This window comes from Pseudomonas sp. TE31087 (genome assembly GCF_057284075.1).
The window spans coordinates 3017871-3040659 of record NZ_JBXVNN010000001.1 but is presented as its reverse complement, the minus strand read 5'-3'; the positions used below and the strand labels follow the sequence as shown (position 1 = coordinate 3040659).

The window sequence follows — 22789 nt, the reverse complement described above, 5'->3', positions numbered from 1 at the left end:
TATGGCCTGCCGCGGCGAAGCTGCCGGTCGTCGGTCGGATCGATTGACAAGCCGGCCCGGCTTTCCTAGTGTCGCGGCACTTTGCTTTTGGATGCCCCCATGACCGACGACGATCGCATCAAACTCGAACCCAGCTGGAAAGCCGCGCTGCGCGCCGAGTTCGACCAGCCCTACATGCAGCAGCTGCGCGAGTTCCTGCGTGCGGAGTACGCCGCCGGCAAGGAGATCTACCCACCTGGGCCGCTGATTTTCAACGCCCTGAATTCCACGCCGCTGGAGCAGGTCAAGGTGGTCATCCTTGGCCAGGACCCGTACCACGGCCCCGGCCAGGCCCATGGCCTGTGCTTCTCGGTGCAGCCGGGCATCCCCACGCCGCCGTCGCTGGTCAATATCTACAAGGAGCTGCAGCGCGATCTGAACCTGCCGATTCCCGCGCATGGCTACCTGCAGAGCTGGGCCGAGCAGGGCGTGCTGCTGCTCAACACCACCATGACCGTGGAGCGCGCCAATGCCGCGTCCCACGCGAAGAAAGGCTGGGAGTTCTTTACCGACCGGATCATCCAGGTGGTCAGCGAGCAGTGCCCGAACGTGGTGTTCCTGCTGTGGGGTGCCCATGCCCAGAGCAAGCAGAAGCTGATCGATGCGAGCAAGCACCTGGTGCTCAAGTCGGTGCATCCATCGCCATTGTCGGCTTACCGTGGGTTCTTTGGCTGCGGGCATTTCAGCCGTACCAACAGCTTCCTGGAACAACGCGGGATGGCGCCGATCGATTGGGCGTTGCCGCCGCTGTGATTGGCTGAGGGCCTCTTCGCGGGTAAACCCGCTCCCACAGAAAATGTGCTGCCTTTCAGGGGCTGCGCAGTACCTGTGGGAGCGGGTTTACCCGCGAAGAAGCCAGCACATCTCTACTGGCTGGCATTCCAGCGCCGGAACAACGGCTCGGCCAGGAACAGCACGAACAACAGCCGCATCACCTGCAGCGCCGTCACCAGCGGCACGGACAGTTGCAGGGTCTCCGCCGTCAGGCTCATCTCGGCGATGCCCCCGGGCATCATCCCCAGCGTCAGCGAGCGCAGGTCCAGGTGCGTCAGCAGGCTCAACGCCCAGGCCGCGCCCGCCGCGATCAGCATGCACAGCGCCGTGGCCAGCAAGGTCCGGCCAAGGAACGACGGCGCCCGGCGGAAGAATGCGCGATTGAAATGACAGGCCAGGCCGCTGCCGATCAGCCACTGGCCGATCTGGCTGGCGCCGTTGGGCAGGCCGATCTGCAGGTTGCCCGCCAGGCTCACGCTGGCTGCCACCAGCAACGGCCCGAACAACCAGGGGTTGGGTTGGCGCAGGCGCTGCCAGAGCAGCGCCACCAGCACCCCCAGCGGCGCGATCAGCGCCAGCCAGCCCCAGCTCACGCTGCCGGCATGGTTCAGCGGCACGCCATCGCCGAGCAAGAACTTGAACAGCGCCGGCACGCACAGCACCACCGCCAGCACCCGCAGGCTCTGCGCCGCGGCCACCTGGCTGAGCACCGCGCCGTTGCGCGCCCCGAGGTTGACCATCTCGCCCGAACCGCCCGGCATGCTGGCGAAGAATGCCGTGGCGCGGTCTTCACCGGTACGCCGCAGCAGCCACACGCTGATCACGCTGGAGAGGGTGGTGAACAACGCACCGAAGAAGATCAGCGCGAAGTGGCTGGCCACCTGCTCGATCACCGCCGGGGTGAAGTGCAGGCCGATGCCGATGCCGATGATCCATTGCCCGCATTTGCGGCCATTGGGGATTTCGCTGAGCTGCCAGGGGCTCAGGCAGCGCACCAGGATGATCGCCAGCAACGAGCCGACCATCCACGGCAAGGGCCAGCCGACCTTGCTGGCGAGAAATCCGCCGGCAAGACCGACCAGCCCGGTGGCCCAGAACAGTGGCAACGACCGATCAGGCATCGGCCATGGCCCGGCGCTGCAGGGCACGTTTGCGCCAGCTGCGCAGCAGCGGCAGGCTCAGCATGCACACCACCAGCACCCAGACGCCCATGCTGATCGGGCTCGACCAGAGGATGCCCAGTTCACCGTTGGAGATCGACAGCGCACGGCGCAGGTTCTGCTCCATCAGCCCGCCGAGGATGAAGCCCAGCAGGATCGGCGACAGCGGGAAGTCCAGCTTGCGCAGGATGTAGCCCATGATGCCGATGCCGACCATCAGGAACAGGTCGAAGGTGGTGGCATGCACTGCGTACACGCCGATCGCGGTAATGATCGCGATTATCGGCACCAGCGCCCAGTTCGGCACGGCGAGGATGCGGGTGAAGACACGGATCATCGGCACGTTGAGGATGATCAGCATCAGGTTGGCGATGAACAGCGAGGCGATCAGGCCCCAGACGATGTCTGGCTGTTGTTCGAACAGCAGCGGGCCGGGGGTGATGTTGTACAGGGTCAGCGCGCCGATCATCACCGCGGTGGTGCCCGAGCCGGGCACACCGAGGGTCAGCATCGGCACCAGGGCGCCGCAGCAGGAGGCGCCGATGGCGGTTTCCGGCGCGGCCAGGCCACGGGCGTCGCCCTTGCCGAACTTGCCTTTGTCGCCGGCGATGCGTTTTTCAGTCATGTAGGCCACGGCACTGGCCAGGGTCGCGCCGGCACCCGGCAACACGCCCATGAAGAAGCCCAGCAGGCCGCAACGGATGTTGACGAAGAACACCGAGGCCGCTTCCTTGAGGTTGAACAGCATGCGCCCGGTGGCCTTGACCGCCACGTGACCGTGGTGGGTCTTTTCCAGCAGCAGGAGGATTTCGCTGATGGAGAACAGGCCCAGCACCAGCACCACGAACTGGATGCCGTCGGCCAGGTGCACGCTGTCGCCGGTGAAGCGGTACACGCCGCTGTTGGCGTCGATGCCCACCGCCGAGAGGAACAGGCCGATCAGCGCGGCAATGAAGGTCTTCAGTGGCTTGTCGCCGGCCATGCCGCCGAGGGCGACGATGGCGAACACCATCAGCACGAAGTACTCCGCCGGTCCGAAGGCGATCGCCCATTTCGCCAGCAGCGGGGCGAACAGCACCATGCCGCAGGTGGCGATGAAGGCGCCGATGAACGAACTCCAGGCCGACAGCGACAGGGCCACGCCGGCCAGGCCCTGGCGGGCCATGGGGTAACCGTCCAGGGTGGTCATCACGGTGGAGGCCTCCCCGGGGATGTTCAGCAGGATCGAACTGATCCGCCCGCCGTATTCGCAGCCCAGGTACACCGCGGCCAGCAGGATCAGCGCCGACTCCGGCGGCAGGCCGAGGGCGAAGGCGATGGGGATCAGCAGGGCCACGCCGTTGATCGGGCCCAGGCCCGGCAGCAGGCCGACCACGGTGCCGATCAGGGTGCCGGTCAGGGCGGTGACCAGGTTGTACGGGCTCAGGGCGACGCCGAAGCCCTGGCCCAGGTAGCTCAAGGTATCCATGTGTCAGTTCTCCAGTACGTCGAGCAGGCCGAGGGGCAGGGGCACGTCCATCACGCGGTCGAACAGCCAGTAGAGGAACAGGCTCATGCCCACCACCACCAGGGCACTGTGCAGCCAGCGGCCACCGTACAGGCGGGCCATGGGCACGCCGACCAGGATGGCGCTGAGGATGAAGCCCAGGGTTTCGAAGGTGCTGGCGAAGACGAGCAGCAGGCCGACGCAGGCGGCGATCTTGATCAGGGTCTCGCGGTCCAGTTCCGGTTCGTCGTCCTTGCGCACGATGGGTGTGGGGCGGATCGCCAGGTACAGCAGGCCCAGGCCCATCAGGCCGAGCATCAGCAGCGGGTAGGCGCGCGGGCCTACCGGTTCATAGGAGAAGGCGGCCTGGTAGGGCCAGGCCATCACGGCCAGCACGGCGCACAGCGCCAGCAGGGCCAGGGCGAAGAGGCGTTGCAGGATCATGGAAGAATCCTCGGTAATGTTCGACACTGCGCGGCCCTCTGTAGGAGCGGCACAAGGCCGCTCTTACAGAGGGAGCTGTGTGAGTGGCTTACTGGATCAGCCCGAACTCACGGGCCAGCGCCTTGTAGTCCGCCACCTGCTTCTTCACATAGCCGTCCAGCTCCTCGCCGGTCATGGCGAACGGGAACAGCTCGCGCTGGTCGCGCAGCTTGGCGAAGTCCTCGGAGGCCAGCAGCTTGTCGAACGAAGCCTTCCACCAGGCATAGTCCTCGTCGCTGACCTTCGGCCCCAGGTAGAAGCCGCGCACCACCGGCCAGATGATGTCGTAGCCCTGTTCCTTGGCAGTGGGGATGTCCTTCATTTCCGGCTCGTCCAGGCGCTTGTCGGAGAACACCGCGAGGATGCGCATGTTGCCGCTCTGGATATGCGGCATGGAGTCGGAGATGTCGGTGGAGCCGACCTGGATGTGCCCGCCCAGCAGCGCGGTGGCGATTTCGCCGCCGCCTTCCAGGGCCACGTAGCGCAGGTCGCGCGGGTTGATCCCGGCGGCCTTGGCGATCAGCGCGGTCTGCATCCAGTCCTGGCTGCCGACGGTGCCGCCGGAGCCGATCACCACCTTGCTTGGGTCTTTCTTCAGCGCCGCGACCAGGTCGTCGAGGGTCTTGTAGGGCGAGTCGCTCTTCACCGCGATGGCGCCATAGCTGGTGCCGACGGCCGCCAGCCACTTCACCGCGTTCTCGTCGAAACGGCCGAACTTGCCCTGGGCCAGGTTCAGCAGCGAGCCGCTGGACCAGGCCACCAACGTGCCGGCGTCAGCCGGGCGCTGGGCGACCACGGCGTTGTAGGCCACCGCACCGACACCGCCGGGCATGTAGGTCACGCGCATGGGCTTACTGAGGATCTTCTCGTTGACCAGGGCGCTCTGCACCAGCTTGCAGGTCAGGTCGAAACCGCCACCGGGCGAGGCCGGGGCGATGCATTCGGGGCGTTTCGGTTCGGCGGCCAGGGCGTTGCCGGCCAGCAGCAGGCAACCAGTGGCCAGGACGAGGCGGCGCAGTGAAAAGGTCATCGTCTATCTCCGTGAACGTTGTTGTTATGGGTTACCACAGAGCCACGCTGTAGCTCACCAGCAGCCGCACTTCGTCCGCGTCGCGGGTGAAGTTGGAGCGGAAGGTGGCGTTGCGCAGGCGCACGGCGACGTTCTTCAACGGGCCGCTTTGTACCACGTACTTCAGTTCGGTGTTGCGTTCCCACTCCTTGCCCTCGCCACCGGCGGCGCGGCTGACGTTGTCGCCGCTGATGTAGCGGGTCATGAAGGTCAGGCCGGGGATGCCCATGGCTGCGAAGTTGTAGTCGTAGCGCGCCTGCCAGGAGCGTTCGTCGGCGCCTGCGAAGTCGTTGATCTGGACGAAGTTGACCAGGTACGGGTCGGCGCCATCGACGTAGGGGAAGGCGCTGTCACCGGACAACTGCTGCCAGGCACCGCTGACCTTGTGTCCGCCCAGGGTGTAGCTGAGCATGCCGTTGACGGTGGTGTTGTCGATCTTGCCGGCCTTGGCCGCGCCGGCGTCGTCGCTGATCGCCAGGCGCAGGTCGGCGCCAAAGGTGCCCGGGCCCCAGGGCTGGGTGGCGAGCAGGCCGATGAAGTGCTGGCGGTAGATGTCGTCGAGCTGGGCGAAGTGGTAGCTGCCGGTGATGCGGTCGGTGAACTGGTAGTCCAGGCCGCCCATGTCGAAGTTGTCGGCACTGAAGGTGCCACCGAAGCGGCCGTTCTTGTTGTTCAGGGCCAGGTCTTCCCAGTTGCTGTCGTCGCGGTCCTTGGCCTTTTCCAGGCGCCCGCCGGTGAAGGTCAGGCCCTTGATCTCCTTCGAGGTGACCAGGCCGCCTTCGAAGGTCTGCGGCAGGATGCGCCCGTCGTTGGGCTGCAGGGTGGGCAGTTCGGGGATCAGCGTGCCGATCTTCAGCTCGGTCTGCGAGACCTTGACCTTGCCGGTCAGGCCCAGCTTGGAGTACTCGTCGGCTGCCTTGCCGTTGTCGTGGGTGGGCAGCAGGCCGGTGCCTGTGCGGTCCTTGCTGGAGTCGAGCTTGACCCCGACCATGCCCAGCGCGTCCAGGCCGAAGCCCACGGTGCCCTCGGTGTAGCCGGACTCGAAATTGAGCATGAACCCCTGGGCCCATTCGTCGCGCTTGGATTGCTGCGCGCTGGTGCCGTCGCGGAAGTCGCGGTTGAAGTACATGTTGCGGGTTTCGAAGGTGGCCGTGCTGTCTTCGAAGAAGGCGGCCTGGCTCATGGGCGCGACACCGGCAAGGGCGACGGCGCTGGCGAGGGCGGAAGGTCGGGCGGCGAATGAACGGATAGGCGCAAACGCCTGCGGCTGCATGGACAGCATCGTCGGTGACTCCATTTATTGTTCTTATGTGTTGCACCTTGCTGGTGCTTTTTGCGGCGCGCGGGGCGACCGTGGTGCGATGCTAGGCAACCAACCTTTCGCTAACCTTTCAGCGTGAAAGGTTTCCGGCGAGGGCTTCACAGCACCCGCCACGGGGTTACACTCCGCGCAAAAAGCCCAGCCGAACAGGGAGAATCCGATGCGTGTGCTGCTGGTCGAAGACCATCTGCAACTGGCCGAAAGCGTGGCCCAGGCCCTCAAGAGCCAGGGACTGACCGTGGACGTGCTGCATGACGGCGTGGCCGCCGACCTGGCCTTGGCCAGCGAGGACTACGCCGTGGCAGTGCTGGATGTCGGCCTGCCGCGGCTGGACGGTTTCGAGGTGCTGGCGCGTTTGCGCGGGCGCGGCAAGACCTTGCCGGTGCTGATGCTCACCGCCCGCAGCGATGTGAAGGACCGTGTGCACGGCCTGAACCTGGGCGCCGACGACTACCTGGCCAAGCCCTTCGAGCTGACCGAGCTGGAAGCGCGGGTCAAGGCCCTGCTGCGCCGCAGCGTGCTTGGTGGCGAGCGCCAGCAGCGCTGCGGCCCGCTGGTCTACGACCTGGATACCCGGCGCTTCAGCCTGGGCAGCGAGCCGCTGACCCTGACCCAGCGCGAGCAGAGCGTGCTCGAGGCGCTGATCGCCCGCCCTGGCCGGGTGATGAGCAAGGAACAGCTGGCGGCCCAGGTGTTCGGCCTCGACGAGGAGGCCAGCCCCGACGCCATCGAGATCTACATCCACCGCCTGCGCAAGAAGCTCGACGGCCACCCGGTGGCCATCGTCACCTTCCGTGGCCTGGGCTACCTGCTCGAGCACCGCGATGCGTGACAACGGCAGCCTGCGCGGGCGTTTGCTGGGCAACCTGGCGCTGCTGCTGGTGGTGCTGATGCTGGCCAGCGGCCTGAGCGCCTACTGGAACGGTCGCGAGGCCGCCGACACCGCCTATGACCGGACCCTGCTGGCGTCGGCACGGACCATCGCCGCCGGCCTGTCGCAGCGCGACGGCACCCTCAGCGCCGATGTGCCCTACGTGGCCCTGGACACCTTTGCCTACGACAGTGCCGGGCGTATCTACTACCAGGTGCTGGACATCCACCAGAAGCTGATTTCCGGCTACGAGAACCTGCCGCCGCCGCCGCCGGGCACGCCGCGCACCGACGACTATCCGGCGCTGGCGCGCTTCTACAACGCCACCTACCTGGGCCAGGACGTGCGCGTGGTCAGCCTGCTCAAGGCGGTGAGCGAACCGAACATGAACGGCATGGCCGAGATCCGCGTGGCCGAGACCGAGGAGGCACGGGTGCGCATGGCTCGCGGGCTGATGGCCGACACCCTGCTGCGCCTGGGCATGCTGGCCTTCGGCGCGCTGGTGATGGTGTGGTTCGCGGTGAGTGCCGCGCTGCGCCCGCTGGAGCGCTTGCGCACGGCGGTGGAGGAGCGCCAGCCGGACGACCTGCGTGCTCTGCCGGTGGTCCAGGTGCAGCGCGAGCTGGGGCCGCTGGTGCGCGGGCTGAATCACTTCACCGAGCGCTTGCGGGGGCAGTTCGAACGCCAGGCGCAGTTCATCGCCGACGCCGCCCACGAGCTGCGCACGCCGCTGGCGGCGCTCAAGGCGCGGGTCGAACTGGGTTTGCGCTCACAGCAGCCCGATGAATGGCGCAAGACCCTTGAAGCGGCGGCGCAGGGCACGGACCGACTCACCCACCTGGCCAACCAGCTGCTGTCGTTGGCACGGGTGGAGAACGGCGCCCGGGCCATCGCCGAGGGCGGCGCCCAGCGCCTGGACCTGAGCCAGCTGGCCCGCGAACTGGGCATGGCCATGGCGCCCCTGGCCCATGCCCGCGGCGTCGCCCTGGCGCTGGAGGCCGAGGCGCCGGTGTGGCTCAAGGGCGAGCCGACCTTGCTCAACGAACTGCTCAGCAACCTGGTGGACAATGCCCTGGCCCACACCCCGCCCGGTGGCGACGTAGTCCTGCGGGTACTGGCGCCGGCCGTGCTCGAAGTCGAGGACGACGGGCCGGGGATTCCCGAGGACGAGCGTGAGCGGGTGTTCGAGCGCTTCTATCGGCGCAGCGCCCAGGGCAGCGGGCTGGGGTTGGCCATCGTCGGCGAGATCTGCCGGGCGCACCTGGCGCAGATCAGCCTGCATGACGGCGAGCGGGGCGGGCTGAAGGTGCGGGTGAGTTTTATCGCGGATTGATGTGTTGTCCCTACAGCCCTATTCGCGGGTAAACCCGCTCCCACAGGGAGGCTGGTGACTGTGGGAGCGGGTTTACCCGCGAAGGGGGCGGCGCAGACGGGGCTCGATCAGCGCAGCATGCTCCGCGCATCCAGCAGCTCGGCGATATCCAGCTCGGTGCCATAGGGCAGCCCCAGGTGGCGGTAGGCGGGGAGGGCGGCCAGGGGCCGGCTGCGCTCGCGCTGGCTGATGCAGCGGGCGATCTGCACGATGTCGATGTAGTCGATCTGGTCGGTGCGCCGGTCCAGGTCCTGCACCTGACTGGGCACATTGACCAACTGCTCGGGGAATTCCCAGGCGCTGAGGATCTTGTCGCCCAGCACCGGTTGGATCTGCTCGATCACGAAATGCAGGCAGATCGGGTCGGACAGCAGCTCGTTGTGCTCCTCGGCATAGATCAGCACCGGCAGGGCGCCGATCTGGTGCACCAGGCCGCCGAGGGTGGCCTGGTCGGGCTTGAGCTGGGTGTAGCGTCGGCACAGTTCATAGCTGATGCCTGCGACTTCCAGGCTGTTGGCCCAGATATCCCGCAGCTTGTGTTCCACCGCCGGGGCGCGGGCATGGAAGATCTGCTCGATCACCAGGCCGATGGCCAGGTTGCAGCTGTAGTTGATGCCCAGGCGGGTGATGGCGGTGTGCAGGTCGGTGACTTCGACGGCGGCGCGCATCAGCGGGCTGTTGACCACCTTGATCAGGCGGGCCGACAACGCGGCGTCGCGACCGATCACCTTGCTCAGGGCGGAAACGCTGATCTCGCTGTCTTCGGCGGCTTCGCGGATGCTCAGGGCGACTTCCGGCAGCGTCGGCAGGACCAGGTCGTCCCGGTCGATGGCGGCGAGCAGTTGCGCTTGGACCTTCTCGGCCAGCTTGTTCATGGACTTCTCTACGGCAAAGGTGGTGCTGCCCCGGCATAAAGCCGGGGCGGGCTGGTCAGCGCTGGATTTCCCGGTCGCGGTCCAGTTCGTAAGGCAGGTCGAGCAGCGTCAGGCGCGGGCCTTCCAGGCTGCCCAGGTGCAGGTTGTCGTCCGCCACCGCCTCGGCGCTGAGCACGGCCAGCAGTTCGACGGCGCTGCCGGTGCTGGCCCCGATCACCACTTCGCCGACCGACGAGCCGTGGGTCGGCGAGAAGATCTCGGCGCCCGGCTGGGGTACCGCTGTCTCGGCCAGCGCCAGGCGATATTGGCGGCGCTTGAGCTTGCCCAGGTATTGCATGCGGGCGACGATTTCCTGGCCGGTGTAGCAGCCTTTCTTGAAGCTCACGCCATCGACGGCCTGCAGGTTGATCATCTGCGGGATGAACAGCTCGCGGGTCGGGCCCATGACCTGGCCGATGCCGGCGCGGACCTGGCCCAGCAGCCAGTCGTTGAGCGTGCCCTCAGGCAGCAAGGCTGCGAGTTTTTCACCAACGGCGGCAGCCTGGTCGGCAGGCGCCCACAGTTCGACCCGGCCGGCCGAGGCGCGGACGGCGATCAGCCCATCATGTCGGGCGGTCGCGCCGGCCTCGTCCGCCACGGACAGGCCCAGCGCCTGCAGGGCGGCGTCGCCCTGCTGCAGGCCGAAGCGCGTCCAGGCGGCGCTGTCGTCGACCAGCGTGGCCTTGGAGAACACCGCGTACTTCTTCAGGTCGGCAAGCTGCGCCGCGAGCAGTTCGCTGGCCATGGCCAGCAGGTAGCCATTGCCCTCGGGCAGGATACGGAAGCTCGACTGCATGCGCCCCTTGACCATGCAACGGGCGCCAAGGCTCGCGTGCTCGTCGCTGAGGTAACTGATGTTGCAGGTCAGCTGACCTTGCAGGAACTTGCCGGCGTCGGAGCCGCGGACGGCGAGGATACCCTCATGGGAGAGGGTACAGAAGAAAGCGGAATCGGCCATGGGTCATCGCGGTAGCTAAAGACTGGCGGCCATCATAGAACGCCGGTAACAAAATAGGTAGGTGACTAGACCAACGCCTTGTGCCGCTTTGTCCGCTGCACGGTATACTGCGCGACCACTCGAGGAGGGCCCCATGGTCGAACAAACTGAACTCAACCGGCTTTTCTGGCACAGCCGCCGCGGCATGCTGGAACTGGACGTGCTGCTGGTACCTTTCACCCAGGAGGTCTACCCGAGCCTGAGCGAAGCCGACCGCGAGCTGTATCGTCGCCTGCTGACCTGCGAGGATCAGGACATGTTCGGCTGGTTCATGGAACGCAGCGAGTCCGAAGACCCGGAGCTGCAGCGCATGGTTCGCATCATCCTGGACCGTGTCCAGCCCAAGTGAATGCTTCGAGTGCCGTTGGCAAGGCTCGCGCCTGCTGCTGACGGCCTACCTCGCCAGCCTGGCGCTGGCACTGCTCACCCTCGCGCTGATGGCGCTGCCCGGTTGGCTGCGCGGCCTGCTGGTCGTCGCCTGTCTTGCCCACGCCTGCTGGGCCATTCCCCGGCGAATCCTGCTGATACACCCCGAGGCCATCACCGGCCTGCGCCGTGACCCACGTGGTTGGCTTCTATATAGCCGCGCGCGGGGCTGGCAGTTGGCGCGCCTGTGCAGGGACAGCGTCGCACTGCCCAACCTGGTGGTACTGCGGTTCGTGCCCAAGGGGCACAGGTTCAGCCAGAGCCAGTGCATCCCCAGGGACGCACTGGATCGTGAGGCGCACCGGCGATTGCGGGTGCGCCTGAAGTTCAGCCGGCGCCGCTGGGCCGCGCCGGCCTGACCCTCAGACCCCCTGCGGGATCTCTTCGCCGCCCAGGGCTTCGAACAGCACTGGCAGGAACTCGGTGAAGGTCATCATCATCAGCTGGAAGCTGGCGTCGAACTGTTGCTGGGCCTCGTCGCCGCCATCCTGCTCGGCCTGCTCCTGCAGCAGTTCCTCGAACTTCAGGCGCTTGATCACCATCTTGTCGTCGAGCACGAACGACAGCTTGTCCTGCCAGGCCAGGGCCAGCTGGGTGACCAGCTTGCCAGTGCTCAGGTGCAGCTGGATTTCCTCGCTGGTCAGGTCCTGGCGCTTGCAGCGCACGATGCCGCCGTCCTCGGCGGTGTCGCGCAGTTCGCACTCGTCGAGGACAAAGAAGCCCTCGGCGGCCTTTTGCGACTTGACCCAGTCGGTCATGGTCGCGCTCGGCGCGATCTTCACGGTGGCCGGGCGCACCGGCAGCGAGCCGATCACTTCACGCAGGGTCGACAGCAGGTCTTCAGCGCGCTTGGCGCTGGCCGAGTTGACCAGGATCATGCCCAGGCGCGGGGCGATGGCGGCGAAGATCATCGAGCGGCGGATGAAGGCACGCGGCAGGAAGGCCTGGATGATCTCGTCCTTGATCTGGTCGCGTTCCTTTTTATAGACCTTGCGCATCTGCTCGGTCTCGATCTCCTCGACCTTCTCCTTGACCGCGTCGTTGACCACGCTGCTGGGCAGGATGCGTTCTTCCTTACGTGCGGCGATCAGCATGAACTCGCCACTGACGTGGACCAGGGGGGCGTCCTCGCCCTTGCCGAACGGCGCGACGAAACCGTAGGTGGTCAGTTCCTGGCTGGCGCAGGGGCGGGCCGGCTTGCTGGCCAGGGCGGCCTCCAGGGCCTCGGCCTCGAACGGTACTTCCTGGGTCAGGCGATAGGACAGCAGGTTCTTGAACCACATGAGGGGGAATCTCTCCTTAATACATAAGGCGGGCATTATTCTCCGAGGGGCGGTTCCAGGCCAACCCTGTCATAGGGCCAGCAGTCATATAGAGAGGAAGAAAATCGCGGCGCGGCTAGGTCTTTGAAAGGCCTGGAAATTTTTTTCAGAATTTTTGAAAAAAGTGCTTGCCAGGGTAGGAGGTCCTCCGTAGAATGCGCGCCACACCGAGACGAAGGGTGATTAGCTCAGCCGGGAGAGCATCTGCCTTACAAGCAGAGGGTCGGCGGTTCGATCCCGTCATCACCCACCACTCGATGTATAGCGCGGCGGTAGTTCAGTCGGTTAGAATACCGGCCTGTCACGCCGGGGGTCGCGGGTTCGAGTCCCGTCCGCCGCGCCATATTTAGCTTCCAGGGCCCACTGAACACCCGAAAGCAACAGAGAAAGCGACCTTAGGGTCGCTTTTTTTGTTTCTGGCATTGCGCCAGAATGCCCCTGTCCGCCGCATGTGGCCAGCAGGCCCCGCGTCGGTTCCTATCGCAAGCCAGAGACCGATCATGCAGGATGCCAGCCTCTCCAACGCCCCCACCCATTCCACGCCACTGCTCGGTATCGACCTCGGCACCACCAACAGCCTGATTGCCGTCTGGCAGGCCGGTGAAGCCCGGCTGATCCCTAATGCCGTGGGTGAAGTGCTCACCCCTTCGGTGGTCAGTGTCGATGACGACGGCTCGATCCTGGTCGGCCAGGCCGCCCGGGCGCGATTGACCACGCACCCCGAGCGCACCGCGGCGGCGTTCAAGCGCTTCATGGGTAGCGACAAGCGCTACACGCTGGGGGAGCATCGATTCACGCCTGAAGAATTGTCTGCACTGGTGCTGGGTGCGTTGAAACAGGATGCCGAGGCGTACCTGGGCTGCGCGGTCAACGAGGCGGTGATTTCGGTACCGGCGTATTTCAGCGACGAGCAGCGCAAGCGCACGGTGTTCGCGGCTGAATTGGCCGGGCTGAAGGTCCAGCGGCTGATCAACGAGCCGACCGCCGCGGCCATGGCCTATGGCCTGCACGAGCAGAAGTTCGAGCGCACCCTGGTGTTCGACCTGGGCGGCGGCACCTTCGATGTCACCGTGCTGGAGTACGCCTTGCCGCTGATCGAGGTGCATGCCTCCACCGGTGACAATTACCTGGGCGGCGAGGATTTCACCGAAGCGTTGTTGCAGGCCTGCCTGCGCGACTGGAACCTCAAGGTCGAGGAGCTGGCCCCCCAGGCCCTGGCCAGCCTGCATGACGCCATCGAACAGCTCAAGCGCGAGACGGGCGAGGGCAGCCGCGTGCTGGACTGGCACGATGGCGTGCAGCCCCGCGAGTGGCGGTTGGACGACCTCAAGCTGCAGGCGATCTGGGCGCCTTTGCTGACCCGGGTGCGTGCGCCCATCGAGCAGGCCCTGCGCGATGCCCGGCTGAGCCCACGCGAGCTGGACAGCCTGGTGCTGGTAGGCGGCGCCACGCGCATGCCGCAGGTGCAGCAACTGGTGGCCAAGCTGTTCGGCCGCCTGCCGTACCGGCACCTTGACCCGGACACCATTGTCGCCCTCGGCGCGGCTAGCCAGGCCGCCTGCAAGGCCCGCGACGCGGCCATCGACGAATTGATCCTGACCGATGTCTGCCCCTACACCCTCGGTGTGGCCTCGTCCCGGGGCGAGGACGTCACCGGCGCGTTCTCGCCGATCATCGAGCGCAACACGGTGATCCCCACCTCGAAGGTGCAGCGCTTCTACAGCAGCCACCCGGAGCAGAAGTTCGTGCGCATCGCCGTGTACCAGGGCGAGCGGCCGTGGGTGCGCGACAACATCCTGGTGGACAGTTTCGAGATCCCCTTGCAGTCGACCGGCGAGATCCAGTCGCTGGACGTGCGTTTCAGCTACGACATCAACGGTCTGCTGGAAGTGGACGTGACCTTCCTCGAAAGCGGCCAGAAGCACAGCCACAGCATCGACCGCAGCCCCACCGGGCTGGATGCCGAGACGCGCCTGGCCAGTGAAGAGCGCCTGGCGCGGCTGAAGATCCACCCGCGCGACACGCTGCCCAACCGGACCCTGCTGGCCCGTCTGGAGCGGGCCTGGATGCAGAGCCTGGGCGACGAGCGCGAGCTGATCGGCAACTGGCTGGACGCCTTCAACGCCGTGCTCGCCGGGCAGCAGGCCGGTGAGATCAGCCGTGAGCGCCAGGCGTTGAGCCAGGCGCTCGACGAGCTGCGCTACTGACCGTTCAGGCGCCGCAGGGTAGCCTGCAGGCTGTCATCGAGCAGCGCCTGCTGGCCCGGTTGCGAGCCGTAGCGGTTCGGCAGCCGGTCACCGGGCAGCCCCAGCAGCAACAGCGGCAGTACCGGAAGCACCCTGCTCAGCACGAGCAGCAGGATCAGCGCCGGGATACCCTGGCCAAGGTCGCGCAGGCGCCTGAGGAAGGCGCTGATCAACAACAGCACCGTGACCAGCATCAACACCGGCAGCGTGAGCATCATGCTGGCGCAGAGGGCGGCGGCGGCCAGGTTCAAGGCGAATCCTGAGCGGTTCAGGCGGCTATTGAGCTTCCATACGGCCCAGAATTTCGCCGGTGGGTGCTGCAGGGCATTGCGCAGCATGCGCTCGCTCCACGACAGCACGGCCATGATTGCACAACGCAGGCCCGGGTCCTGCTGCGGGTCGTCCTTGATCTTCTGCAAGGCGCGCAGGGCGCGCAGCTTCGGCGGCGCGCAATCGTTGTACAGGCTGTCCAGGGCGTCGAGCACGTCATTGAGCGCACGGCTGTCGACGCCGTGGGCATGGGCGAGTTCGGCCGGTGGATGCTTGGTCTTGCCTTGCAGCAGGCCGTTGCGCAGCGCCTCGAACCATTCATCCTGCGGGGCCAGTGCTTCCAGGCGCTGGCGCAGACGTTCACGCTGCTCGGTGTCCAGGGAGCGGTCATGGTGCAGCACGGCGCAAAACAGCAGGTAACCCAGAGGATGGTCGTTGCCCAGGCTGCCATCGTCATGCTCCAGGCAGGCCAGCAATTGCGCTGCATCCGGTAGACGTGTGCTGTTCAGGGCTTGATGCAGGGTCAGCAACCGCGCTGAAACCACCGCCTGTACAGGGTCGCGGGTGTCCAGGCTGCCGAGCAGGCCACTGCTGCCGTCGGGGCCGGGCAGCAACCGGCAGAGCAGGGCGTGCAGCGGGGCGAACGGATGCCCGGCTGGGTAGTGCAGCTGGCTCGGCAGGGCCGGGTCGATCAGGGTCAGCCAGCGTGACGGCTGCTCCAGCAGGGCGAGCATGAACAATTGCTGGCGATGCCAGTTCCACAGCGACTCACCTTCAGGCATCGCCGGCAGCAGCACACCGGTCTCGGCGAGGTTGCCCTGCAGTTGCAAGGCGAACGGCGTGGTGAACAGGCGGCGCATGTCGAAGCGCACATTCAGGGCATGCAGGGCGTGGGCCGGGTAGACCCGCATGCGCCGCAGCCATTCGCGACAGACCGGGCGAATGGCGTCTTCGGTCAAGGCCTCGGGCAGGACCGCCACCGGGGCGTCGCTGGCGCAGAAGTCCACCAGCGCCTTGACCACCGGGGCCTGTTCAAGCCAGTGCAGTTGCTGGCGGGCCTGGCGCTGGAAGCCTTCGAGGATCAGCGCGTCGAGGGCATCTTCGGCGAGGGGCTGGGCGAGAACCTGGCGCAGCAGGCCGGCTTCCCCGCGTTGCAGCGCCCAGGCCTGCCAGTACAGGCGGTGCAGGTCGTGGTCCTGCGGGTCCTGCAACAGCCAGGCGAGCAGCGGCAGTTCGTCGTCGCCGTCCAGCCGCCAGTCGACAAAGGTCGCGGCGATGCCTTGCAGCTCCAGGCGCGAGGCTTCGGACCAGCGCGCCAGGGTCTGCGGGGATTGCCCGGGGCTGCCCCAGTTCTGCGCAGGGTCGTCCAGCTCGGCGGGCCAGCCGGCCGGGGTGTGCAGGCGGTCGAAGGCCTGGATCAGCAACGGCAGGCGCTGGGGCTGGTGACGAGCGCAGAGGTCGATCAGCCAGCGTTCGGCCTGGGGGTGCTGGTGTTCGCGGTACAGCCGCAGCCAGCAGTCCAGGGCCTGTTGCTCGGCGCCCAGGGCATCGGCCTGGCGGGCCAGCAGGTAGAGCAGGTCGGCATCGTCCGGGGCCTGTTGCTGGCGCGCCTGGAGCAGGTCGTAGAAGGTCCGGCTGGCGATGCCGGCCTGGCAGAATTGCACCAGCAGGCGTTGCACCAGGGCCGGGTCATCCGGCATGGCCAGGCAGGTATGCACGCCGGCGAACTGCTCGTATTCGAACAGTGGGCGCTGCTGGTAGCAGTATTCAAGGCTGCGGAAATACCACAGGCTTTCCATCTGTGCGCTGGCCGGCCAGTCGCGCATGCAGGCGGTGTCGAAGGGGTCGGGCTCTTCCAGGCGGTCGAGGAAAGCTTCCACTTCGTGGCGGTCGTCCAGGCGCAGCAGCTGTTCGGCCCAGCCCAGGCGCCGGGCCAGCAGGCCCGCGCAGTGGTGGGACAGCGGTCCGCAGTCGCGCAGGGTGTGCAGCAGTTGCCAGCCGAGGTCGTCCAGTTCGTCCAGCGGCAACTCGTCCAGTTCGGCGATAAAGCGCTGCCAGGCTTGTGGGTCGAAGCGCAGGGACGGCTCCTCAAGCAGGGTGTGGAACTGCTTGAGTGCTGGATGAGGGGCATTCTCTTCGAGTGTTGGCTCAGCCTCGCTGGGCGCCTGCTCGCGGGCCAGGCGCAGGGCTTCCTCGTAGGCTGCCCGCAGCGCCTGGAAACCTTCGGGGTCGGTTTCCGGGTGGTGCGAGGGCAGGCGGCCGCGATAGGCCAGGCGGATGGTGTCCAGGTCCTGGGTCGGTTCGATCCCCAGGCGAATCCAGCAACTCATGACCAGCAGTCCTCTTCCAGCGTGGTGGGCCGTGCGGGCTCGGGCAGGGGCATGTCCCAGGGCAGCCCGGCCAGCAGGTCATGGGCGCCGAGGCGCAGGTTGAGCACGATGCAGCGATTCCAGTGCTCGCAGCCCTGGCGCTCGAGGTTGGCGGCCAGGGTCTCGTCGCTGCTGTCGCTGGCATTCCACAGCGCCTTGCCGAACAGGTAGCCGGCCAGGTAGCCGTCCCAGCGGTTGTAGTAATGGCGGGCGCGCAGGGCCAGGCGGTAGTGCAGGTAGAGGCTCTCGTCGCGTTCGATCAGGCCTTTCTTGACGCCGGCACGCAACAGGAAACCCATGCGCCCCAGGTCCCAGGCCCGGGTGCCGCCCGGGCCACAGTCGGGGAAGGTGCGGGCGGCGTATTCGTGGCGGATGCGCTCGCGTGGAGACAGGGTGTCGAGCAGGGCTTGCCACTGGCTGGGCAGGCAGCGCTGGTATTGCCAGTAGGCCTCGCTCATCTCGGTGGCGTGGCCGTTGTCGGCCATGCTGAGCATGTCCAGCAACTGGGCGCGGTTGCTGATGCCCCACCAGCGCTCGAGGTCGGTCTGGTCTTCGCCCTCGAAATAGTCGGGGGCGGTGTAGCTGGCGCCGTTGAGGGCGGCCATGGGGGCGGAGAGGGCATGCAGCCAGTGCTGCGCGGTTTCGTCCATGAAAGGGGTCCTGGAGGCGCGGGGAACTGGCGGGGATTGTATAGGAAGATGCCTGCCGGGTTGTCAGGGATAGGTCCCGAGTCGATAGGCCTCGGCCACCTCGCGGAGCACCTCGCACACCCATTGCGCCGGCAGGCTCTGGGGCAGGGCCGCATTGCGGCAGATGCCCACCGACCCGCCCGGTTCGCGCACACCGAGGTCGAGTTCGGCCAACTCACCACGCCCGAAGTCGATCAGCACGGCGTCCCGTGGCGCCACCCAGACCGCCTCGCTGCCCAGCACATAGCGCCTGCTCAGGGCCAGCGACAAGGTTTCCAGGCGCTGTGCCGGCAGCGGGATCGCGCATTGCACGAACAGGCTGTCGGCATGCTGGCGAATGGTCGTCCCCGGTGGCGGCAGCACCAGCGGATAATCACCGACCTGCCTGCGCTCGACGGGCTGCTGCGCCAGCAGTGGATGCCCGGGCCGCACCACCAGGGTCATCGACTCGCTGTACAGGTGCTCGAACGACAGCCCCTGGATCTGCGGGCTGTCGGTCATCCGCCCGACCACCAGTTCCAGCTCCCCCAGGTGCAACTGGCCGAGCAACTGGGCGCTGGCCCCGGTCACCACGCTGATCAGCAACGCCTCGTGACGTTGGTGCAGGCGGCACAGCACCTCGGGCATCAGCAGCCCTTCGACCGTCGACAGCACGCCGATGCGCACCTGCGACGGCGCTCGCGCCTCGCCGCGGACACTGCCGACCCCGTCGCGCAACGCCTGCACGCTGGGGCCGGCGTAGCGCATGAAGCGCGTGCCGGCCGGGGTCAGGGTCACGCCGTTGTGGCCGCGCTCGAACAGGCGTGCCTCGAGCAGCTCCTCCAGTTCCTTGAGGGTCTTGGAGATCGCCGGCTGGCTGATCGCAAGCACGTCGGCGGCTCTGGCCAGGCTGCCCTGCCGGGCAATCTCCAGGAAGCACAGCAGGTGCCGGAACTTGATGCGGGTATCGAGGTTCATGCCCGGCAGTGTATCCGTGCGGGCCAGACCTGCAACGTCTGGGTGATCTTCGTCACTGGGCGGCGGTTCCTCCCTTGCAGGCGAAGCCCCGAACCTTTAGCGTGTGCCGCTTCGATGCATGGAGCAGCGCTATGGCCGCCTACCTGACCCAGGACCTGGTCCTTGAACTGGGCGATGAAACGCCCGAAGACACCACCATGAACATGCTGACCTTCCGTCAGCGTGGCACCACCCTGGTGATCGCCCGCAGTCCGCTGGCGGCCGGGCAGACGCTGGAGGCGCTTTACCAGCAGCAACTGGCGCAGTTACGTGAGCGCCTGGGGGCGGTCATCAGCGAACCGCAGCCGGTCAGCGCAGGCGTCGATCATGGCATCCACGGCCTGGAAGTCAGCCTGCAGTTCAAGCGCGGCGAAGTGGTCTCGTACCAGCGTCAGTTGGCCTACGCGCCAAGCGGGCAGGCCCGTTTTGTGGCGGTCAGCTATAGCAAGGAAACACCGCTGGAGGCGGTCGACCTCGCCCATTGGGAAGCCATCAAGGCAGGCTTGCGGCTGAACTGACCCGGGCTGATTTGAGGCTGTAACATGATCGACCTGGAACACACGCTCGAACAGATTGGGCAGACTCGATTCTTCGGCAATCTGGGCAAGCCCGACATCCACGATCCGCAGGTGATTTTCATCGCCTCGGTCGAGGCGGTGTTCGTGACCCTCTCGGACCAGGCGTTCCAGGGCTTGTACGATGCCACTCAGTGGCTCCCCACCTCGCCGGGCGAAGACGACCCGTACTACCCGCGGCAAGAGACGCCCAAAGTGCTGAGCGAGCAGCGCATGGCGCTGAACAGGGCAGTGATGGCCGCCACCCGCACGCTCGACAAGGCGCCGTTCACCTGCCGCCCGCACGACTTCAGCGAGGCCGCTCGCGGCGGCGCGGCCTTCGCGTTCCGTCAGTACGCCACCGAGCAGTTCTTCGGTCTGGGCGATCACTGGCGTCGGGTGGTCGACCTGTACCTGGCCGGGCACTGGCCGGTTGGGCATGCCCCCGGCAAACTGATTGTTATCTGAGCCTTTGTCCCAGTTCGACCGTCATCCCACGGATACGCACCGGCCACACCGGCAAGCGCTGTGTCGGATCTTCCAGGCAGTTACCGTTTTGCAGGCAGAAATGTTGCTTGTACAGCGGTGCCGCTACCACCACGGTTGCTCCCAGGCTGCCCACCAGCCCACGCCCGATGATGTTCGCGCCCGAGCGTGGGTCGCGATTGCCGACGGCGTACAATTCCCGCCCTTGTCCCGGCAGGTAGAACAACGCCACCTGTTCGCCCTCATGCCACACCACCACCCCGGAGTCGGCGACCAGGTCGCTGGCCAGGCACACCGCCTGCCAGCGGGTTTCACTTGCTACAGCCGTGTTGGACAGGTTCATCACATCGCCTCCTCATGGGTGGGAATCAGCTGTAGGGGCGCAGCCGGTCGGCGCTGGCCACGCTCACGCACGAAGTGCACATCCGGATCGGCGCGTTGGTCATTGACAAAGGTGCGGAAGCGCTTGAGCTTTTCCGGATCGCCCAGGGCGTTGGCCCATTCGCATTCGTAGCGATCGACCACCAGTTGCATCTGTGCCTCGAGTTCGGCGGCCAGGCCCAGGCTGTCGTCGATCACCACCTGCTTTAGGTAGTCGAGCCCGCCTTCGAGGCCCTCGCGCCACACCGAGGTGCGTTGCAGCTTGTCGGCGGTGCGGATGTAGAACATCAGCACGCGGTCGATCAACCGTACCAGGGTCTCGTCGTCGAGGTCGGTGGCGAACAGTTCGGCGTGGCGCGGGCGCATGCCGCCGTTGCCGCACACGTACAGGTTCCAGCCCTTGTCGGTGGCGATCACGCCGATGTCCTTGCTTTGCGCCTCGGCGCATTCGCGGGTGCAGCCGGACACCGCGAACTTGAGCTTGTGCGGTGAGCGCAGGCCCTTGTAGCGATCCTCCAGGCGCAACGCCATGGCCACGCTGTCCTGCACGCCATAGCGGCACCAGGTGCTGCCGACACAGGATTTCACCGTGCGCGTCGACTTGCCGTAGGCGTGCCCGGTCTCGAAACCGGCGGCGATCAGCTCGCCCCAGATCAGCGGCAGTTCATGCAGCTGGGCGCCGAACAGGTCGATGCGCTGGCCGCCGGTGATCTTGGTGTAGAGGTCGTATTTCTGCGCCACCTGGCCGATCACGATCAGCTTTTGCGGGGTGATTTCGCCGCCGGGAATGCGCGGCACCACCGAGTAGGTGCCGTTTTTCTGCATGTTGGCCATGAAGGTGTCGTTGGTGTCCTGCAGCGGCACCAGCGCCGGGTCCATGATCGGCTGGTTCCAGCACGAGGCGAGGATGTTGCCTACCGCCGGCTTGCAGATGTCGCAACCCACGTGGCCCTTGCCATGGCGTTCGAGCAGCTCGCTGAAGGTGCGGATGCCCTCCACCCGCACCAATGCGTAGAGTTCCTGGCGGGTGTAGGCGAAGTGCTCGCACAGGCTCTTGTCGACCGTCACGCCACGGGCGGTCAGTTCGTGCTCGAAGACCTGCTTGAGCAGTGCCACGCAGCCACCGCAGCCGCTGGCGGCCTTGGTGCAGCCCTTGACGGCGGCAAGGTCGGCGCAGCCGCTGTCGATGGCGGCGCACACCGCGCCCTTGCTGACGTTGTGGCAGGAGCAGATGGTCGCGCTGTCGGGCAGCGCATCGGCGCCCAGGGCGGGCGCGCCACCGCCTTGCGGCAGGATCAGCGCGGCCGGGGCGGCCGGCAGGGCGATGCCGTTCTGGGCATACTGCAGCAAGGTGTCGTAGTAGCTGTTGTCGCCCACCAGCACCGCGCCGAGCACGTGCTTGCCGCTGGCATCCACCACCAGACGGCGGTAGGCGCTGTTGGCTTCGTCGATGAAGCGGTAGCTGCGTGAGCCGGGCGTGGCGCCGTGGGCATCGCCGATCGAGCCGACATCCACGCCCAGCAGCTTGAGCTTGGTCGACATGTCGGCGCCGGTGAAGTCGTCCGCCGCCTCGCCCAGCAGCCGCGCGGCCAGGTTGCGCGCCATGGCGTAGCCGGGGGCGACCAGGCCGAACACGCTGCCATTCCACGACGCGCACTCGCCGATGGCGAAGATCCGCGGATCGCTGGTCTTGCACTGGTTGTCGATCACAACACCTCCGCGCGCGGCGATCTCCAGGCCACAGGCCCGGCCCAGGGTGTCCTGTGGGCGAATGCCGGCGGAAAAGACGATCAGATCGGTCTCCAGGTGTTCGCCACCGTCGAAGTTCATCCGGTAGCGATACTGCTCGCCAGCGCTGATCGACTGGGTCGCGCGGGACAGGTGCACGCCCACGCCGAGGGCCTCGATCCGTGCCTTGAGCGCCGCGCCGCCTTCGCTGTCCAGCTGTACCGGCATCAGGCGTGGGGCGAACTCCACCACATGCGCCTCCAGGCCCAGGGACTTGAGGGCGTTGGCCGCCTCGAGGCCGAGCAGGCCGCCACCGACCACCACGCCACGCCGGGCATCCGCGGCGGCGGCGCGTATCGCGTCGAGGTCCTCGAGGGTGCGGTAGACCAGGCGCGCATTGCCGCTGGAGCCTTCGATCGGCGGCACGAACGGGTAGGAGCCGGTGGCCAGGATCAACTGGTCGTAGCCCAGGCGCCCCTCGGCGGTGAGCAGTTCCTGGCGCTCGCGATCAATGTCCAGCACCGCTTCGCCCAGGTGCAGGTGCACGCCGTGGCGGCTGTAGTAGTCCGGGGCGCACAGGGCCAGGGTCTCGGCGCAACTGCCAGTGAAGTACTCCGACAGGTGCACCCGGTCGTAGGCGCGCTGGCGCTCCTCGCCGAACACATGCAGCTCGAAGTGTGCCGTGGCGCCGCGTTCGATCAACTGCTCGACGCAGTGATGGCCGACCATGCCATTGCCGACGATGACCAGTCGTGCTCGTTGTGCCTCGTTCGCTGTTGCCTGCATAGCCGATCCTCGATCACGGAAAACGAAAAAGGCGCCTGGAGCCGAAGCTC

General features: G+C 66.6%; 21 protein-coding genes and 2 tRNA genes. 10 read left to right on the top strand and 13 right to left on the bottom strand.

The features are described 5' to 3' along the window. Positions 1-99 precede the first annotated feature (99 nt). Positions 100-792 carry a uracil-DNA glycosylase gene (gene ung / locus ACZ899_RS13650; protein ID WP_050703957.1) on the top strand — a complete coding sequence of 231 codons (693 nt, stop codon included), beginning with the start codon at positions 100-102 and terminating at the stop codon, positions 790-792. 113 nt (positions 793-905) lie between these two features. Here ung and ACZ899_RS13645 read toward each other — a convergent pair whose 3' ends face one another. From ACZ899_RS13645 to ACZ899_RS13625, 5 genes are all read right to left on the bottom strand, one after another. After that, on the bottom strand, positions 906-1934 hold the full coding sequence (locus tag ACZ899_RS13645; RefSeq protein WP_234560664.1) for an AbrB family transcriptional regulator: 1029 nt from the start codon (positions 1932-1934) through the stop codon (positions 906-908). After that, positions 1927-3441, bottom strand: a complete 1515-nt coding sequence (locus ACZ899_RS13640; protein WP_232855768.1) for a tripartite tricarboxylate transporter permease — start codon at positions 3439-3441, stop codon at positions 1927-1929. Before ACZ899_RS13640 ends, ACZ899_RS13645 begins: the two co-directional genes overlap by 8 nt. Before the next feature lie 3 nt (positions 3442-3444). Beyond that, positions 3445-3903 (bottom strand): tripartite tricarboxylate transporter TctB family protein, encoded by a 459-nt coding sequence (locus ACZ899_RS13635; protein ID WP_203647814.1) that lies wholly within the window; start codon positions 3901-3903, stop codon positions 3445-3447. A gap of 88 nt (positions 3904-3991) precedes the next feature. Further along, on the bottom strand, positions 3992-4972 hold the full coding sequence (locus ACZ899_RS13630; RefSeq protein WP_234560663.1) for a Bug family tripartite tricarboxylate transporter substrate binding protein: 981 nt from the start codon (positions 4970-4972) through the stop codon (positions 3992-3994). A 31-nt stretch (positions 4973-5003) separates the two neighbouring features. Continuing rightward, positions 5004-6293: an OprD family porin gene (locus ACZ899_RS13625; RefSeq protein WP_234560662.1), complete on the bottom strand. Its 1290-nt coding sequence runs from the start codon at positions 6291-6293 to the stop codon at positions 5004-5006. Between the two features lie 199 nt (positions 6294-6492). Here ACZ899_RS13625 and ACZ899_RS13620 point away from each other — a divergent pair, with 199 nt between their 5' ends. Continuing rightward, complete coding sequence (locus ACZ899_RS13620) at positions 6493-7164, top strand: response regulator (protein WP_028690163.1); 672 nt, start codon at positions 6493-6495, stop codon at positions 7162-7164. Continuing rightward, positions 7157-8536, top strand: coding sequence for a sensor histidine kinase (locus ACZ899_RS13615; protein WP_203647811.1), 1380 nt, complete (start codon positions 7157-7159; stop codon positions 8534-8536). The genes ACZ899_RS13620 and ACZ899_RS13615 overlap by 8 nt, the downstream gene beginning before the upstream one ends. A 107-nt stretch (positions 8537-8643) precedes the next feature. Here the strand turns inward: ACZ899_RS13615 and ACZ899_RS13610 are convergent, their stop codons facing one another. Both ACZ899_RS13610 and ygfZ read right to left on the bottom strand, forming a co-directional pair. Next, positions 8644-9450 (bottom strand): HDOD domain-containing protein, encoded by an 807-nt coding sequence (locus ACZ899_RS13610; RefSeq protein WP_050703963.1) that lies wholly within the window; start codon positions 9448-9450, stop codon positions 8644-8646. A gap of 55 nt (positions 9451-9505) precedes the next feature. Further along, positions 9506-10447, bottom strand: a complete 942-nt coding sequence (gene ygfZ, locus ACZ899_RS13605) for a CAF17-like 4Fe-4S cluster assembly/insertion protein YgfZ (RefSeq protein WP_203647810.1) — start codon at positions 10445-10447, stop codon at positions 9506-9508. A 133-nt stretch (positions 10448-10580) separates the two neighbouring features. Between ygfZ and ACZ899_RS13600 the strand changes: the two genes are divergently transcribed. Further along, positions 10581-10835 (top strand): FAD assembly factor SdhE, encoded by a 255-nt coding sequence (locus ACZ899_RS13600; RefSeq protein ID WP_028690159.1) that lies wholly within the window; start codon positions 10581-10583, stop codon positions 10833-10835. Beyond that, entirely contained in the window at positions 10819-11271 is a 453-nt protein-coding gene (locus tag ACZ899_RS13595; protein WP_203647809.1) for a protein YgfX, read from the top strand. Before ACZ899_RS13600 ends, ACZ899_RS13595 begins: the two co-directional genes overlap by 17 nt. A 3-nt stretch (positions 11272-11274) precedes the next feature. On the opposite strand, the gene rdgC is transcribed toward ACZ899_RS13595, so the two are convergent. Next, the gene (rdgC, locus tag ACZ899_RS13590) at positions 11275-12195 is read right to left on the bottom strand and encodes a recombination-associated protein RdgC (RefSeq protein ID WP_232855770.1); all 921 of its coding nucleotides are present in this window, start codon (positions 12193-12195) and stop codon (positions 11275-11277) included. 216 nt (positions 12196-12411) lie between these two features. On the opposite strand from rdgC, the gene ACZ899_RS13585 reads away from it, so the two are divergent. From ACZ899_RS13585 to ACZ899_RS13575, 3 genes are all read left to right on the top strand, one after another. Next, positions 12412-12487 (top strand) — tRNA-Val (locus tag ACZ899_RS13585). A gap of 13 nt (positions 12488-12500) precedes the next feature. Continuing rightward, positions 12501-12577: transfer RNA gene (locus ACZ899_RS13580), tRNA-Asp, on the top strand. A gap of 157 nt (positions 12578-12734) precedes the next feature. After that, complete coding sequence (locus ACZ899_RS13575; RefSeq protein WP_234560661.1) at positions 12735-14441, top strand: molecular chaperone HscC; 1707 nt, start codon at positions 12735-12737, stop codon at positions 14439-14441. Here the strand turns inward: ACZ899_RS13575 and ACZ899_RS13570 are convergent. The 3 genes from ACZ899_RS13570 to pcaQ all read right to left on the bottom strand — a co-directional run bounded on the left by ACZ899_RS13570 (position 14435) and on the right by pcaQ (position 18765). Continuing rightward, complete coding sequence (locus ACZ899_RS13570) at positions 14435-17080, bottom strand: J domain-containing protein (protein ID WP_234560660.1); 2646 nt, start codon at positions 17078-17080, stop codon at positions 14435-14437. The genes ACZ899_RS13575 and ACZ899_RS13570 overlap by 7 nt on opposite strands. After that, positions 17077-17769 (bottom strand): DUF1266 domain-containing protein, encoded by a 693-nt coding sequence (locus ACZ899_RS13565; RefSeq protein WP_203647806.1) that lies wholly within the window; start codon positions 17767-17769, stop codon positions 17077-17079. The genes ACZ899_RS13570 and ACZ899_RS13565 overlap by 4 nt, the downstream gene beginning before the upstream one ends. 63 nt (positions 17770-17832) lie before the next feature. After that, positions 17833-18765, bottom strand: coding sequence for a pca operon transcription factor PcaQ (gene pcaQ / locus ACZ899_RS13560; protein WP_232855774.1), 933 nt, complete (start codon positions 18763-18765; stop codon positions 17833-17835). A 131-nt stretch (positions 18766-18896) separates the two neighbouring features. On the opposite strand from pcaQ, the gene ACZ899_RS13555 reads away from it, so the two are divergent. Then, on the top strand, positions 18897-19322 hold the full coding sequence (locus tag ACZ899_RS13555) for a DcrB-related protein (RefSeq protein WP_234560659.1): 426 nt from the start codon (positions 18897-18899) through the stop codon (positions 19320-19322). A gap of 24 nt (positions 19323-19346) precedes the next feature. Beyond that, a complete protein-coding gene (locus ACZ899_RS13550; protein ID WP_234560658.1) occupies positions 19347-19826 on the top strand; it encodes a hypothetical protein in 480 nt (159 codons plus the stop codon). On the opposite strand, the gene nirD is transcribed toward ACZ899_RS13550, so the two are convergent. Both nirD and nirB read right to left on the bottom strand, forming a co-directional pair. After that, on the bottom strand, positions 19819-20187 hold the full coding sequence (gene nirD / locus ACZ899_RS13545) for a nitrite reductase small subunit NirD (RefSeq protein ID WP_234560657.1): 369 nt from the start codon (positions 20185-20187) through the stop codon (positions 19819-19821). The genes ACZ899_RS13550 and nirD overlap by 8 nt on opposite strands. Next, positions 20187-22739, bottom strand: a complete 2553-nt coding sequence (gene nirB, locus ACZ899_RS13540; protein WP_234560656.1) for a nitrite reductase large subunit NirB — start codon at positions 22737-22739, stop codon at positions 20187-20189. Before nirB ends, nirD begins: the two co-directional genes overlap by 1 nt. Positions 22740-22789: the final 50 nt, after the last annotated feature.